The sequence below is a fragment of the Clostridium sp. genome, assembly GCF_047718555.1.
Taxonomy (GTDB): Bacteria; Bacillota; Clostridia; order Clostridiales; family Clostridiaceae; genus Clostridium_I.
Genome location: NZ_JBDNRK010000036.1, coordinates 25,596 through 41,218 on the forward strand (window position 1 = coordinate 25,596; position 15,623 = coordinate 41,218).

The window sequence follows — 15,623 nt, forward strand, 5'->3', positions numbered from 1 at the left end:
ATGAAAATTGTGGGAAAAGGTATTTCAAAAATAGACGGAATGTCTATTGCTACAGGAAAGCCTGTTTATACAGAAGATTTAGCTATGTCAAATGCTTTAGTGGTTAAAATACTTAGAAGTCCTCATGCCTTTGCAATGATAGAAAATATAGATATTTCAAGGGCAGAGGCAATAGAAGGTGTTGAGTGTATTCTAACCTATAAAGATGTGCCAAAGACAAGATTTACTTTGGCTGGTCAGTCTTATCCAGAACCATCACCCTATGATAGATTGATATTAGATAAGATAGTAAGATATTCTGGGGATGAGGTGGCTATTATAGCAGCAATAGATGAGAAAACTGCTATAAAGGCTATGAAGATGATAAAGGTTAAATATAAAATACTTCAGCCGGTTTTAGATTTTGAAAAAGCAGCAGATTCTGAAATAATTGTGCATCCTGAAGAGGATATTCATTGTAATTTTGATATAGGAATGGACAGAGAAAGGAATGTTGTTTCAAGCCAAAAGGTGGAAATTGGAGACGTGGAAGAAGAACTTAAGAGATGTGATGTAGTTGTGGATGAAACCTATTATACTCAGGCCCAGGCCCACTGTATGATGGAGACCTATCGCGCCTTCAATTATCTTGATCATATGGGAAGGCTGGTAGTTGTAAGTTCTACTCAGATTCCATTTCATGTAAAAAGACAATTATCCATAGCTCTGGAAATGCCAGCCAGCAAGATAAGAGTAATTAAACCAAGAATAGGAGGAGGATTTGGTGGGAAACAGACTTCAGCAGTAGAAATATTCTCAGCTCTTGTAACTATAAAAACAGGTAAACCTGCTAAAATTGTATATGAAAGAAAAGAGACTTTTCAGTGTACAACTACAAGACATCCTATGAGAATAAGAGTCAGGCTTGGAGTTGACAAAGAAGGCTTTATAAGAGCTATTGATATTCAGGGTTTATCTGATACAGGAGCTTATGGTGAACATGCCTCTACTGTGTTTGGAGTTGTTGGTCAGAAAACTCTTCCATTGTATAATAAGACTAAAGCTGTAAGATTTATGGGGAATGTAGTATACACTAATAAGACACCTTCTGGTGCTTTTAGAGGATATGGTGCTACTCAGGGAACTTTTGCTCTTGAATCAGCTATAAATGAATTAGCGGAAAAAATTAATATGGATAGTACGGAAATAAGATTAAAGAATTTAATAAAAGAAGGAGAAAGTTCTCTAATACATTCTGAAGGTTTAGGAAGCTCTACTCTTCATAAATGCATAAAGAGAGGTAGGGAACTAGTAGGTTGGAAGGAAAAGTATCCAAGGAGAAGGGTATCAAAGAATAAAGTTAGGGGAATGGGCATGGCGGTGACCATGCAAGGCTCAGGTATAGCTAATATAGATACAGCTTCTGCAGAGGTTAGATTAAGTGATGATGGGAACTATACTCTTCTTATAGGCTCTACGGATATGGGAACTGGCAGTGATACAATTCTTACTCAGATGGCAGCAGAGATTTTAGAAACTTCCATTGAAAAATTCATAGTAAATGCGGCGGATACAGATGTTTCACCCTATGATCCAGGATCCTATGCCTCAAGCACTACTTACGTTACAGGAATGGCCGTGGTAAGGGCAGCTGAGGAACTGAAAAGGCAAATAATAGAATGTGGAGCGAAATTTATAGGAGTGGATTCCAGTGAGGTGGATTTCAGCGGAGATGGGATTATGACAAAAGATGGGTCCAAATCTATAAGCTTAAGGAAAATTGCAGAGCAGGCAGTTTTGGGTACAGGAAAGCTGCAGCTGGTAGGCAACGGGACTTATGGAAGCGAGACATCTCCACCGCCTTTTGTGGCTGGTTTTGCAGAGGTGGAAGTTGATATTGAAACTGGAAAGGTAGAACTTATAGATTATACGGCAGTGATTGATTGTGGAACTGTGATTAATTCAAAATTAGCTAAAATTCAAGCAGAAGGCGGAATTGCCCAAGGTATTGGCATGGCGCTGTATGAAGATGTTAAATTTGATTATAAGGGTAATCTTCAGACAAATTCCTTTATGCAATACAAAATTCCAAGCAGAAAAGATATAAAAAGTATAAAAATATATTTTGAGCCAAGTTATGAGCCTACAGGGCCTTTTGGAGCAAAATCAATTGGAGAGGTAGTAGCAAATACACCACCTCCAGCTATAGTTAATGCAGTTTATAATGCTACCGGTGTTAGGATAAACAAGCTTCCAATTACCCCGGAGAAGATTTTTATGGAGATGAATAGATAAATTTAAGGGTACAAAAAATATGTTTGAAAGTATAATGGTAATATTAGACATATTGTTTTTATGCATTATAATGATAACTAAGGAAGTATTTAACCTGACTAACTTGGCGTAAGTCTCCCACGCACTCTGTGAAAGTGATTCACACCAAATTAAAATTTGGGTTCTCTACTTTTCTTCAAGTGGGAGTTCAACGCCAAGTAAGCCATGCATTTGCAGTTCTAAAATTCAGATGGGGTAAAAGAATCCCCACTGAATTAAGAACTTGCTTCAATAATACTAAATTTCGCAATAAGACTCTTAGGTGTTATAATATATCTGTGCTTATATATGGATTTCTTATATGAGAGTTAAAGAACTTATCAATGATTTATCGTATTACTTTGCAAATTGAAGGTAATAAATATTTAATATGATTATGTATGTGAGAACAAATAATTAGATGGAGGAAACAATATGAGTTATTCTGGAGTTATTTTTGATCTTGATGGAACACTTCTTAATACCCTTGATGATATGGCTGATTCAGTGAATTCTATATTAGAAAAGCATGGATTTCCTGTACATGATGTGGAAAAGTATAAATACTTTATTGGTAACGGAATGGAGAAATTAATTAGAAGAGCTGTACCAGAAAGTATTTTACAGGATGAGGAAATGGTGAAGACATGTTTAGATGAATTTATGAGAGAATATGACAGAAGATGGGACAAATTAACAAGGCCATATAATGGAATAAATGATTTAATGGAAGCTCTTGATAATAATGGTATAGAGATGTCTGTGCTTTCAAATAAACCAAATAATTTTACTAGGGTTTTAATAGATAAGTTTTTTGGATTAAAACGCTTTAAAATTGTTTTTGGAGCCAGAGAAAATGTACCTAAAAAACCTGATCCAACAGCAGCCTTGGAAATATCAAAACTATCAAAAATACCAGTAGAGGAGTACCTTTACCTAGGAGATACCGGAGTAGATATGAAAACAGCTAATGCTGCTGGTATGTATGCCGTAGGAGTTACCTGGGGTTTCAGAAAAGCTGATGAATTGTTAGAAAATGGGGCTAAGAAAATAATTGACAATCCTATAGAGCTTATTGAACTATTAAATGATCGAAAAAAATAATAACAAAATAAGTTTAAAAAGTCTACTTAAACTGCGTAAGGGCGATGTTATCTCCATAGTAGGAGCAGGCGGAAAGACTACATTGATGTTTTCTCTAGCAGAAGAATTAGGAAAAGGAAATAAAGTCCTTGTAACCACTACTACAAAAATATATGTACCAAAGGAACAGCAATATAATTACATCGCCAATAGTGAAAATAAACTCCATTATTATAATCATATGAATAATAATGGAATTTATGTATATGGAAAAGGAATAAATCACCATGAGAATAAATTAATTGGTTTGGATTGTGAACTTTTGCAAAAGCAATTGCCTTATTTTGATTATATACTTATAGAAGCAGATGGTTCTAAGAAAAAATCCATTAAGGGCTGGAAAGATAATGAACCTGTTATAAGTGATATGACTAATAAAACTATAGGAGTTTTTAGTATAGAAAACATAGGAAAAGAAGTCAATGAAAATAATATTCATAGGTTGGAGCAGTTTATGAATATTACCGCTTCTTCTAAAGGTGATATTATAAATATAGATCATATTATAAAATTAATATTTCATCCTAAAGGTTTATTTAAAGATGCTGTAGGAGAAAAAATTTTATTTATAAATAAGGTAGAAAATAAAAATGATATTGTTTTAACAAAAGAATTAGTTGAAAGTGTTTGTAAAAATAACAATGGATATATTGACAGCATTGTTTTTAAAAAATTACTATAGAAAAAGACATTAGTAAAAACCGTATAACCTTGAATATAAAATGAGGACTTCGCAATGGAGCCCTTGTTTTTTATACAGTTATTTGCTGATAATTAAGTGAGGTAATTTTACAATGTGAAACTTATTCAATGTTAATATGCAAGTAATTATAATTTACAATTGTTAAATAATTGTCTAATTAATAATAAGTAGGTAAATTTTTATATTATTAGATAATAATTATTATATTTTATGTTGAATTTTGGCTTTCCATATTTTATAATATACTAAATAAAACTAGTTAAATACATATGAAAAATTTATAGTTAAATATGTATTTTTAATGTAAATAATACAGTATAATGAATGTTAATATTTAAATAAAAGTTGGTGTAGTTATTTGAATGTATCTGAAGAAGTAAAAAACAGATTGTCTATGTTTAAAAATTTATATGACACAATCAGAATTATAGATCCCATAAATAAGCGAACAATAATAACAAAAGATGATAATATTAAAACAGTTAAAAGTAATTGCTATGATTTTTGGAAAAATAAATCTTCATGTAAAAACTGCATTTCTATGAGGGCTTATATAAATCAAGATACCTTTACTAAATTCGAATACAATAACGGAAAAATATTCTTTATAATCGCTACTCCTATAAAATTTCATGAAAAGGCATATGTTGTAGAAATGATAAAGGAAATTTTTATAGAAGATTTAAATATTCATGGAAAAGGTGACTTAAAAGAGTTGATCAATAATTTAAATAAAAAAATTGTAATTGATGATCTTACTAATGTATACAATCGAAGGTATATTAGTGAAAGATTGCCTGTGGATATAAATAATAGTATTAAAATTAAGAAACCCTTAACAGTAGTCATAGCAGATGTAGATTCTTTTAAGAAGGTAACGATAATTATGGACATGTAATGGGGGATATAGTACTTAAAGATACTTCCAAATTGATTAAAAATTGTTTAAGTAAAAGTGAAGATTGGGTAGGCAGATATGGCGGCGATGAATTTATAATTGTATTGTATAATACTGATAGAAAAGATGTTTTTAAGACTGTAGAGAATATCAGGGCAAAAATAGAAAAACATAAATTTAAATATGTGGACAAGAGTATTAACGTTACCTTAAGTCTTGGAGTATGCACCGTCAATAGCTATGCAGACTTTGATGGTATAATGGAAATGTTAGATGAAAATTTATATAAGGCTAAGAAAAATGGCAAGAATAGGATCGTTGCTGATATATAATATATAAAATTCATAGGAAATAAATTTTCAATATGTACTTTATGATGTATAATTGATAATACTGACTATATTATATTTTAAGGAGTTGATAAAATTGGCTTTTTACTTTGATGAACCCTCACATACTTTTAGTGAATATTTATTAGTTCCTGGATATTCATCTTCAAAGTGTGTACCAGCAAATGTTAGTTTGAAAACGCCAGTGGTAAAATTTAAAAAAGGAGAAACCTCAGCAATTGAGATGAATATTCCTTTGGTTTCTGCAATTATGCAGTCTGTTTCAGATGATAAAATGGCAATTGCACTTGCTAAGGAAGGTGGAATTTCCTTTATCTATGGTTCCCAGTCTATCGAAAACGAAGCTGCTATGGTATCACGTGTAAAAAATCATAAAGCAGGTTTTGTTATTAGTGATTCAAATATTAGACCGGATCAAAAATTGCAGGATATTTTAGAACTAAAGAGGAAGACAGGACACTCTACGGTGGCAGTTACAGAGGATGGTACAGCTACTGGAAAACTTTTGGGTATTGTTACCAGTAGAGATTATCGTGTAAGCAGAATGAGTCCAGATTGTAAGGTCCTTGATTTTATGACACCTTTTGCGAAATTGGTTTCTGCAAAAAAAGGAACTTCTTTAAAAGAAGCTAATAATATTATTTGGGATTATAAATTAAATTCATTGCCAATTGTAGATGATGATCAGCATCTTGTCTATATGGTATTTAGAAAGGATTATGATTCAAATAAAGAAAATAAGTTAGAACTTTTAGATGGCTCTAAGAGATATATTGTTGGGGCAGGGATTAATACTCGTGATTATAAGGAAAGAGTACCAGCTCTAGTGGAAGCAGGAGCGGATGTTTTATGTATAGATTCCTCTGAGGGCTTTTCTGAATGGCAGAAGCTAACATTAGACTATATTCGTGAAAATTATGGAGATAAAGTTAAAGTAGGAGCGGGAAATGTAGTTGACAGAGAGGGCTTTCTGTTTTTAGCAGAAGCAGGAGCTGATTTTGTTAAGATAGGTGTAGGCGGAGGTTCTATATGCATTACCAGAGAGCAAAAGGGTATTGGTAGAGGACAGGCAACAGCGCTTATAGAAGTTGCAAAAGCCCGTGATGAGTACTTTGACAAAACTGGAATATATATACCGATATGTTCTGATGGAGGAATTGTGTATGATTATCACGTAACTCTTGCCCTTGCAATGGGAGCTGACTTTATTATGCTTGGAAGATATTTTTCACGTTTTGATGAGAGTCCTACTAACAAAGTGAGTATTAATGGAACCTATATGAAAGAATATTGGGGAGAAGGTTCTAACCGTGCTAGAAACTGGCAGAGATATGATATGGGCGGTGACAGCAAGTTATCCTTTGAAGAAGGGGTTGATTCCTATGTACCTTATGCTGGCAGCCTTAAGGATAATGTATCATTGACTTTAAATAAAGTTCGTTCAACTATGTGTAACTGTGGAGCAATGACAATTCCAGAACTTCAGGAAAAGGCAAAAATTACTTTGGTATCAGCTACTTCTATTGTTGAGGGAGGAGCACATGATGTTGTGCTTAAGGATACATCTAGCAATATTATAAAGTAGAGATTTACATAAAAAATTGTCATCTATTTATATATTAATAAGTAGATGACAATTTTTTTTGTAGTATTTAAATATGTAGATTTTTATTAAAAAATTATTTGATTATATACAGCGCTTCTAAGATGATATTTATAGTAGTATAATTAAATTGTATGAATATGTAAGCTTTAATTTAAATTCTGCTTATATGGTATAAGGGGAGTGGGGTTAAATGAAAAATAAAAAATTAAGATTAAAGATAACTATTGGGCTTTTTGTTGCTTGTATACAAAACATACATGGAGATGTATAGTTATGGAAGAGAATTTAAAAAATATACTTATTACAATGCAGTGTAATGAAATAACTGAAAAGAAAATTTACATCAAGGTTTCAAAAATTACAAAAGATGAAAATAATAAAAAAATAATGCTTAAAATCGCAGCAGAAGAGCAGCAGCATTATAATTTAATAAAATACTATACTAATACAGAGGTTTCTGTAAATAAAATAAGAGTATGGTTTTACTATTTAGCAGCTAAGATTTTTGGATTTACTTTTGCTGTTAAGCAAATGGAGGGTAGGGAGAATGAAGTAGTTAAAGGATACAGCTATGAAAAATTAGCAGTTAATTTTCCAAAGCTCTCTAAAATAGCAGAGGAAGAGGAAAAACACGAACTCTTATTGCTTGATATGCTGGATGAGGAAAGACTTAAATATGTAGGGGCTATAGTACTTGGATTAAACGATGCATTGGTAGAGATAACAGGTAGCTTAGCGGGATTTACTCTGTCTATGGCAAACACTAGGGTAATAGCACTAGCAGGACTAATTACAGGGATAGCTGCAACTCTTTCCATGGGCGCCAGTGAATATATAGCTGAAAAAACGGAAGGCGCTAAAAATGCTCTAAAAGCTAGCTTGTATACAGGACTTTCTTACTTAGGTACTGTAATTTTATTGATACTTCCATTCATTTTTATGAATAATGATATGTATGTACAGTCACTTATAATAAGTCTTGTTATTGCCGTTATTATAATATTCATATTCAATTATTATATATCAGTAGCTAAAGGACTTAATTTCAAAAAAAGATTTTTGCAAATGTCTGTAGTAAGTCTCGGAGTTGCAGGATTTTCATTTGTGGTGGGACTTTTAGTGAAGAATATATTGAAAATAAATTTGTAAGTGGTTGTTAGAAAATAAACAATTTTTTTATTTACCCTAAACATGGAATATAGTTGTACTCTATATTTAGTATAAGATATAGTTGTACTCTATATTTAGTATAAGATATAGTTGATTAAATACAATTAAAAGAAGCTGCATGTATTGCAGCTTCTTTTAATTTTTCCAGAATTCATTGGTATAATATTTAACCTGACTAACTTGGCGTAAGTTTCCCACTTATTCAAGTGGGAAACTTACGCCAAGTAAGCCATGCATTTGCAGTTCTAAAATTCAGATGGGGTAAAAGAATCCCCACCTGAATTAAGAACTTGCTTCAATTATAATATAGTCTAATTTGTCTTATCTCTATAACTTCTAGAATATTTATCATCAAAATGATAAGGACAAGTTGATACTACAATATTCTCATTATGGAGAATTGTTTCTCTTAATAAGAAACTTGTATGGTTATGTAGTATACTTCCCCACCATTTATCAATCATGAATTGGGATAATAATAATGTAATTCTTTCATCCTTACCTGCAGCTTTTGCTATGGTATCAATATAACTTACTAAAGGTGTAAATATTGCTCTATAAGGAGAGTATTTAGAAACTAAAAGTATATCTGTATTAAGTTCATTCCATTTGCTCTGCAATTTTTCTAATTCACTTTTATTTGTATATACATTAAGCGCTATTACATTAGATGTAATACTTCTAGCATATTGTAGTGCATTTAGCGAAGCTTTGTTTAAACTTTGAACAGGAACTACCATAATATGAGTGAAATTTTTACCTATATCTGCATTAGATAATTCTTCATGGGATGTACTCAAATGTCTTGCTACATTACTGTAATGTCTTTCTATACATATCATAATAAGTACAATAATTGGTATGAGTATTATGACTATCCATGCACCTTGCCTAAATTTTTCATATATAATGATTATCGCTGTTATTGCAGAAACAACACCTCCTAGACCATTAATGAAAGCACGTTTTTCCCATCCAGTTTCTTTTTTGTTTTTCCAATGCATAACCATTCCTGTTTGAGCTAATGTAAAAGAAAAGAAAACTCCTACTGAATATAATGGAATTAATCTATGAGTTTGTGCACTGAAGGAAATAACAAGTATACATGCTATAAAAGAGAGTGCTACAATACCTGTAGAAAAACTCAATCTTTTACCTCTTACTGTAAATTGTCTTGGTGCAAAACGATCTTTACCAATTACATACATAAGCATTGGAAAGCCAGTAAATGCAGTATTACAGGCCATAAGAAGTATTATAGCGGTAGTAATTTGTACAACATAGAACATGAAGGTATTTCCAAAAACTCCATGGGCTATTTGTGCTATTACTGTTGGACTACCTTGTGCTGTAGGATATGCATGATAAAATCTTGCAAGTAGTGAAGTACCTCCGAATATAAAAAATATTAAACTGGATAATAAAAGCATAACAATTATGGCATTTTTCTGACTTGGTTCCTTGAAGTTTGGAACTGAATTACTTACTGCCTCAAGACCAGTTAAAGCTGAACAACCAGATGAAAATGCTCTTAAAATTAAGTATAAACTTATATCTCCAGTTACTTTTATCTGTGTATTTATCATGGGAGCTGGAGCTCCATAAAGAGAATATCTTATTAACCCATAAACAATCATGAAAAGCATACTAAATATAAATAAATATGTAGGTATACTTAATATCTTTGAAGACTCGCTAACGCCTCTTAAATTTAATATAGTCAATACTACAATAAGTAGAACAACAAGTAGAACCTCATGCTTTGCAGCGCTTGGAAATGCAGATACCACGGCTTCCATTCCAGCACTGGCACTAACGGCAACGGTTAATATGTAATCAATAAGTAGAGAGGCTGCTGCAACTAGACCAGCTTTAATGCCTAAATTTTCCTTTGCTACAATGTAGGCTCCTCCACCTTGAGGATAGGCTTTTATAATCTGAATATAAGAAATTGTAAGCATAAAAAGTAATCCTATAATCATCAAGGAAACCCATCCAAGCCATTGATAGGATGCCAAACCTATAACTGCTATTAATACAAGTAAAATTTCTTCTGCTGCATAGGCTACAGAGGAAACTGCGTCACTGGCCATTATTGCGAGTCCAAAGAGGATGTTATACTTTTCACCACTACGTTTTTCGTTTGCCAGGGGTTTACCAATTAATATGTCAAGAAATCTATTTAACATTGTCTTTACCTCCACTGAATAATTTTTTACATATAAAATACAACCAATAATCAAATGGATAAATTATATTATTATTTTATTATATAGAATTTAAAAGCAACTGTATAAATGTTTGTGGTAAAATTAGAGCTATTAAACATTTAATTGTATTTTATAAAATAATTACTGAATAATCAATAGCAGTTATTTAACAATTGGATTTAGAAGCAGTCTAAATGCATGAATATCAATGCCTGATGAATAATAAAATTTATATTAATTATCAAAATCATACTTAATATAGTTTTAGTGTAAAATCAGTACTTATACTTAAAAAATAAAATTAATTTATTAAATACTGAATATATAATAAGAATTGTGGTAATAATTAAAAGGTGATGAAAATTATTCATTATATTCCCCTAAATTTTAATATATAATTTGAAAAGGGTACACTGTGCTAGAGTGTACCTCTTGTTTTTTATGCAGGTGAAAAAAAGACAATGTATTTTAGAATTGCAAGATTTTAGAATATTAAGGAAAATTAATATTTGTTATATTAAATTTTTCTATAATATTAATCAATTCTAAAATTTTACATAAGTTTGGTATAATATGGTAAAGAAATGTAATGAAAAAATAATAAAATAGTCTCAATAAGCTTCATAGAAAGAAGTTTATCAAGACTATTTTATAACTAGATATGTTCTATTTTACACAAATCTGCAATTTGAACATTTTGAATTATAATTATGTTTATTATAAACTAGAAACTAGCAGCAACAAACTGGAGTATTGTTCATGCACATCATAGCAGTACATCCACATTCCATCATGCTCATCATACATTCACAACATCGTTGAATCATAGAACACATCATTTCATCACCACTAGTCCAAGTCATGCACATTCCGTCCATAGTCATTTCACATTTGCACATTCCCATCATCATGTTGCATTCCATCATTTTCATTCCATTCATCATCATACACATACTAGTCATTCCGCCGCTTAACATTGAGCAAAGATTCTGCATCATTGCAACTGCTGTTTCATCTTTTGACATGCACATCATTTTCATTCCATTTTCACATTTTTCCATTTTCATTTCCATACGTGGAATCATCATCATGTTCATTTGTGTCATTGGCATATCCATCATACCCATGCCATTATTCATCATCATACCTTTACCCATCATCATATTCATGTTAGAACCCATCATTTTTGTTGTTTGCATTTTATACCCTCCTAAAATTTTAAAAATTGATAATAAATTGCTTCTAGTTTACTAGTTAGCCATATAATTGGTTGTTTAATAAGTTTTGCCTCTGGTTTTTCCAGTAAGCTGTACCTCTGGTTTTTCCAGTGAGTAGTACCTCTAGTTTATCTAGTCAGCCAATGCCTCCAGTTTTCTGGTCAGCAGGTTAATATCTGTATATTTTAAACACAAAAAACTACAGTAGTATTCATAAAATATTTCATAAATATCACTGTAGTTCTATATTTAATATATTCATAATTTTTATTTATAATTTTACATAAACAGGTATACAAAATACACATTCCATTCATTGTGCAACAACATAAATGGTACATAATCATACAGCATGAAAAATAGGTAATATTCATAGATTTATCCATAGTTGCAGAAGGTGACATATCATTGATTATTAAATTTTTATTTAATAAATTTACTTTTAATAACTTCATGCTTACGCCTTCCTTAACCTAATAGAATTTCTTATTAATTGTATTTTATTCCATATTAGTATTGATGTCAAGTGTAAAATTAAATATTACATTAAGAAGTTTTACCTGATAAATTGATATAACTCTATGGGTAAGATGATCATAGTTTTTATATTCCACTTCCATTAAAAAAGTCGCCATATTTATTTTTCTTTTTCTTTACTTGTTCTAATGCTTTTGCATAAGCTCTGCTATAAAGTTCTTGCATAGCAGAAATTTCTCGCTCAGTTAGGCCGCTGTAAAAAGCTTTGGGACAAATGATAAAATTTTCCTTTTGTTTAGAATTTTCAAAGCTGTCATTGAGAATGTTTAGAAACCTGTTTCCAATATCCATTTAAAATACCTCCATCTATTTAGAATTTTAAGATTTAACTAATGAAAAAAGTAAAAGCTACTTTTCCTATGAGAAAAGTAGCTTTTGGGGTATAAAAAAACTTATACTACAGTTCTCATCTTCCAGAATAATTATATTCTGTAGGAATTGACACCGATACATTTAAATAATGCCGGTTGTCGGGCTTCAAAGGGCCGATCCCTCCACCACTCTTGATAAGAGTCAAGAATATTAAGTTTTCAAAATATTTTGTCAAGTAATTATTTTACACATTATAACACTATATATTGCTTAATGTCAAGGGAAAATTGAAGGTGATAAATTGCTAATTATCTAGAATTAGGAGGTACAGATAATTAATAAGTTAGAATGAAAAATTATTAATCATATGTTTCAGTACCTAATTAATTGAATTGTCAATGGAGTTTTCAGGTATACATATATGTATTTTCTTATATAAAAAAGTGCTTTTACCCTTATCTAGATATACATCTACATAAATATCATTAACACTTTTGGCGATTATATTGCTCCCCGTTAATTCGTAAACTTTGTAACTATTCACTTCTTCGTACTTGGGACTGTTTGCATAATAATTATTTTCTTCTATTTCTATTGATGCAGCATCGTAATTTTGTAATGATCCGTTTACATTAATCATATATTCTTTTTTGTTATCTATAGAACTTTCTTTTACATAAATATTATTTTTATTATTTGATGATATGGGTTTTATATTATAACTATTTAAAACTTCAGTTTCAACTACATATCCTTTGTTACCTAAATTCCATATTAAAAAAGGAAGAATAAAAGTTATAAAAAAAATTCCTATGCAGGCAATGAAAATGTCTATTATGAGAAATTGACACATTTTTTTATATTTATAATTGAGAGTAAAATTCTTTTTGATTATTTTATTATTTTGCCAATTGAATAATAGGATAACTGGTATAATGATTATTATGGATAGGTACATAAAAGTTATCAAGTAGCATCTCACCCTTTGTTCTCTATTTGCTATCAATAAAACTTAATTTTATTTTGATTATATATTAAAGTGCGGGCATATTCAATATTAAAGAATAAATGTTTGTTGAAAAATGTAATTTTAGTGAGATATAATAAAATTCTAATAAAAAGATTAGCAAAAATGTCATCCTTAATATGGTATTTAAAGGATGTTATGTAAAATTTATCCGATGACTACCCACTCTAATACTTCCATCTTTCTTAAAAGTGGGAGTAAAGAGTGGCTACGTCCCTGGATAACGATTTCTAAGCATCAGGTGGAATAAAAACTCCACCTGATACCAAGAACTCTGTTTATAATATGGTAAAAATAAGGTGATATAATGAAAATAACTGCTATAGTCATGGCTTCTGGTTATGCTAGGAGAATGGGTGAAAATAAGCTGTTATTAAAATATAAAGGCAAAACTTTTATTCAGCATACTCTGGATAAAGTTAAAAAATGTAATTTTTATAGTAAAATAGTTGTAGCAAGGGATAAAGCTATAATTGAATTAGCTGAGAGTTTAGATTTTAAAACTGTAAAAAATGAATGGGCAGATAAAGGCCAAAGTGAAGCCATAAAGCTTGGATTGAATAATTCACCTGTTAGTGATGGATATATGTTTTTTACGTCGGATCAGCCCCTTCTGGATATTGAAACTATTGAACTTTTAATGGATGCTTTTTATAAGAATAGTAATAGTATAATTGTTCCTAGGTTCATGGGAAGAAAGGGAAGTCCTGTAGTATTTTCATCTAAATTTTTTAAAGAATTAATACAGCTTCAAGGAGATACAGGAGGTAAAAAGGTTATTAATGATCACAGGGAATCCATAATATTTGTGGATGTTAAAAGAGAAGAAGTGCTTATGGATGTTGATACCTGGGAAGATTATTATATGTTAAAAACAATAGGAAAAGGATGATAAATTTTGTTTAATGAAATTGTTGTAGTAAGAGGTGGAGGAGATATTGCGTCAGGTTCCATACAAAAATTATATAGAAGCGGCTTCAGAGTTTTAGTTTTAGAAATAGAAAAGCCAAGTTCTATTAGAAGAAAGGTATGCTTTGGTGAAGCGGTGTATGAAAACAGAATTACTATAGAGGAAATAACAGCAGCTAAGGTAAAAAATAAAGATGAAATATTTGAAGCCTGGAGAGAAGATATTATTCCTGTGGTAATAGATCCTAAGGGTAAGTACATAGATTTGTTAAGACCGGAAATTGTAGTGGATGCCATACTGGCTAAAAAAAACTTAGGAACAAATAGGAATATGGCGACCTGTACCATTGCTCTTGGCCCTGGTTTTGAAGCAGGCTTAGATGTAGATATAGTTGTAGAAACTAATAGAGGACATAATTTGGGAAGATTAATATTCCATGGAAAAGCGGCAGAAAATACAGGTGTACCTGGAGTAATAGCAGGATATTCAAAGGAACGTGTAATATACAGCCCTATCAGTGGCATTATCAATAACATAAAAGACATTGGCGATATAGTTAGAAAAGAAGATATATTGGCTTATATAGACAATGAGCCTGTAAGAGCTACTATAAATGGAGTTCTAAGGGGAATAATAAGAAATAAAACAGAGGTGTCTAAAGGTTTAAAAATTGCAGATATTGATCCAAGGCTTTCAGAAGTAAAAAATTGTTTTACTATTTCAGATAAAGCCAGAAATATTGGGGGAGCTGTGCTGGAATCAATATTATATATGAAAAGAATAGGAAATTTATCAAATTAAAATAAAAATTATCAAAATGATATTAATTATCATAAAGGTAAATAGAGTCCTTAGTATCGGTATTTTCGATACTTAGAAATCGTTGTCCTTTAGGGTGAATCGTTATCCAGGGACGTACCCACTCTTTACTCCCACTTAAAAAAGCAGAGAAAATCTTATATTTTATGTGAATAGCTTTCATAGAGCGCAATGGGAGTATTAGAGTGGGTAGTCATCGGACAAATGCAAAATATGACAAATTAAATAGTAAAATGCTAGAGAAGCAGGTCTTAATTTAATAAAATGATAAAAAAAGATCTGTTTTTTTAATTGGCACAAAGATTGCTTTATAGTATAGATATCTGCCTAAAAATATCATTTAGGCTTTTTGGCTAGAAATATTTTTAACGCTTTAAGGCATATTCAAATAAATAACTAGTCAGTATGCTAGCCTATTTTGAATCCTAC

12 protein-coding genes, 1 pseudogene and 1 riboswitch are annotated in these 15,623 nt (G+C 30.9%); of the genes and pseudogenes, 8 read left to right on the top strand and 5 right to left on the bottom strand.

Going from position 1 to position 15,623, the window contains the following annotated elements; translation table 11 throughout:
- From ABF633_RS14010 to ABF633_RS14035, 6 genes and pseudogenes are all read left to right on the top strand, one after another.
- Positions 1–2,274 carry a xanthine dehydrogenase family protein molybdopterin-binding subunit gene (locus ABF633_RS14010; protein WP_415524510.1) on the top strand — a complete coding sequence of 758 codons (2,274 nt, stop codon included), beginning with the start codon at positions 1–3 and terminating at the stop codon, positions 2,272–2,274.
- A 453-nt stretch (positions 2,275–2,727) separates the two neighbouring features.
- Positions 2,728–3,396, top strand: coding sequence for an HAD family hydrolase (locus tag ABF633_RS14015; RefSeq protein ID WP_415524511.1), 669 nt, complete (start codon positions 2,728–2,730; stop codon positions 3,394–3,396).
- Between the two features lie 7 nt (positions 3,397–3,403).
- A complete protein-coding gene (yqeC, locus tag ABF633_RS14020; RefSeq protein ID WP_415524522.1) occupies positions 3,404–4,117 on the top strand; it encodes a selenium cofactor biosynthesis protein YqeC in 714 nt (237 codons plus the stop codon).
- Positions 4,118–4,793: 676 nt separating this feature from the next.
- A pseudogene (locus ABF633_RS14025) lies at positions 4,794–5,368 on the top strand (GGDEF domain-containing protein).
- 94 nt (positions 5,369–5,462) lie between these two features.
- The gene (locus ABF633_RS14030) at positions 5,463–6,971 is read left to right on the top strand and encodes an IMP dehydrogenase (protein WP_415524512.1); all 1,509 of its coding nucleotides are present in this window, start codon (positions 5,463–5,465) and stop codon (positions 6,969–6,971) included.
- A gap of 294 nt (positions 6,972–7,265) precedes the next feature.
- Complete coding sequence (locus ABF633_RS14035) at positions 7,266–8,141, top strand: VIT1/CCC1 transporter family protein (protein ID WP_415524513.1); 876 nt, start codon at positions 7,266–7,268, stop codon at positions 8,139–8,141.
- A gap of 332 nt (positions 8,142–8,473) precedes the next feature.
- Here ABF633_RS14035 and ABF633_RS14040 read toward each other — a convergent pair whose 3' ends face one another.
- From ABF633_RS14040 to ABF633_RS14060, 5 genes are all read right to left on the bottom strand, one after another.
- Entirely contained in the window at positions 8,474–10,351 is a 1,878-nt protein-coding gene (locus ABF633_RS14040; RefSeq protein WP_415524514.1) for an APC family permease, read from the bottom strand.
- 752 nt (positions 10,352–11,103) lie between these two features.
- Positions 11,104–11,571 (bottom strand): hypothetical protein, encoded by a 468-nt coding sequence (locus tag ABF633_RS14045; protein ID WP_415524515.1) that lies wholly within the window; start codon positions 11,569–11,571, stop codon positions 11,104–11,106.
- A 203-nt stretch (positions 11,572–11,774) separates the two neighbouring features.
- Positions 11,775–12,044 (bottom strand): hypothetical protein, encoded by a 270-nt coding sequence (locus ABF633_RS14050; RefSeq protein ID WP_415524516.1) that lies wholly within the window; start codon positions 12,042–12,044, stop codon positions 11,775–11,777.
- 148 nt (positions 12,045–12,192) lie between these two features.
- The gene (locus tag ABF633_RS14055; protein ID WP_415524517.1) at positions 12,193–12,417 is read right to left on the bottom strand and encodes a hypothetical protein; all 225 of its coding nucleotides are present in this window, start codon (positions 12,415–12,417) and stop codon (positions 12,193–12,195) included.
- A gap of 112 nt (positions 12,418–12,529) precedes the next feature.
- Positions 12,530–12,639: riboswitch (SAM riboswitch) on the bottom strand.
- Positions 12,640–12,817: 178 nt separating this feature from the next.
- Positions 12,818–13,291 carry a hypothetical protein gene (locus ABF633_RS14060; protein ID WP_415524518.1) on the bottom strand — a complete coding sequence of 158 codons (474 nt, stop codon included), beginning with the start codon at positions 13,289–13,291 and terminating at the stop codon, positions 12,818–12,820.
- 481 nt (positions 13,292–13,772) lie between these two features.
- Here ABF633_RS14060 and mocA point away from each other — a divergent pair, with 481 nt between their 5' ends.
- Both mocA and yqeB read left to right on the top strand, forming a co-directional pair.
- The gene (gene mocA, locus ABF633_RS14065; protein WP_415524519.1) at positions 13,773–14,357 is read left to right on the top strand and encodes a molybdenum cofactor cytidylyltransferase; all 585 of its coding nucleotides are present in this window, start codon (positions 13,773–13,775) and stop codon (positions 14,355–14,357) included.
- 6 nt (positions 14,358–14,363) lie between these two features.
- Positions 14,364–15,176, top strand: coding sequence for a selenium-dependent molybdenum cofactor biosynthesis protein YqeB (gene yqeB / locus ABF633_RS14070; RefSeq protein ID WP_415524520.1), 813 nt, complete (start codon positions 14,364–14,366; stop codon positions 15,174–15,176).
- Positions 15,177–15,623 lie beyond the last annotated feature (447 nt).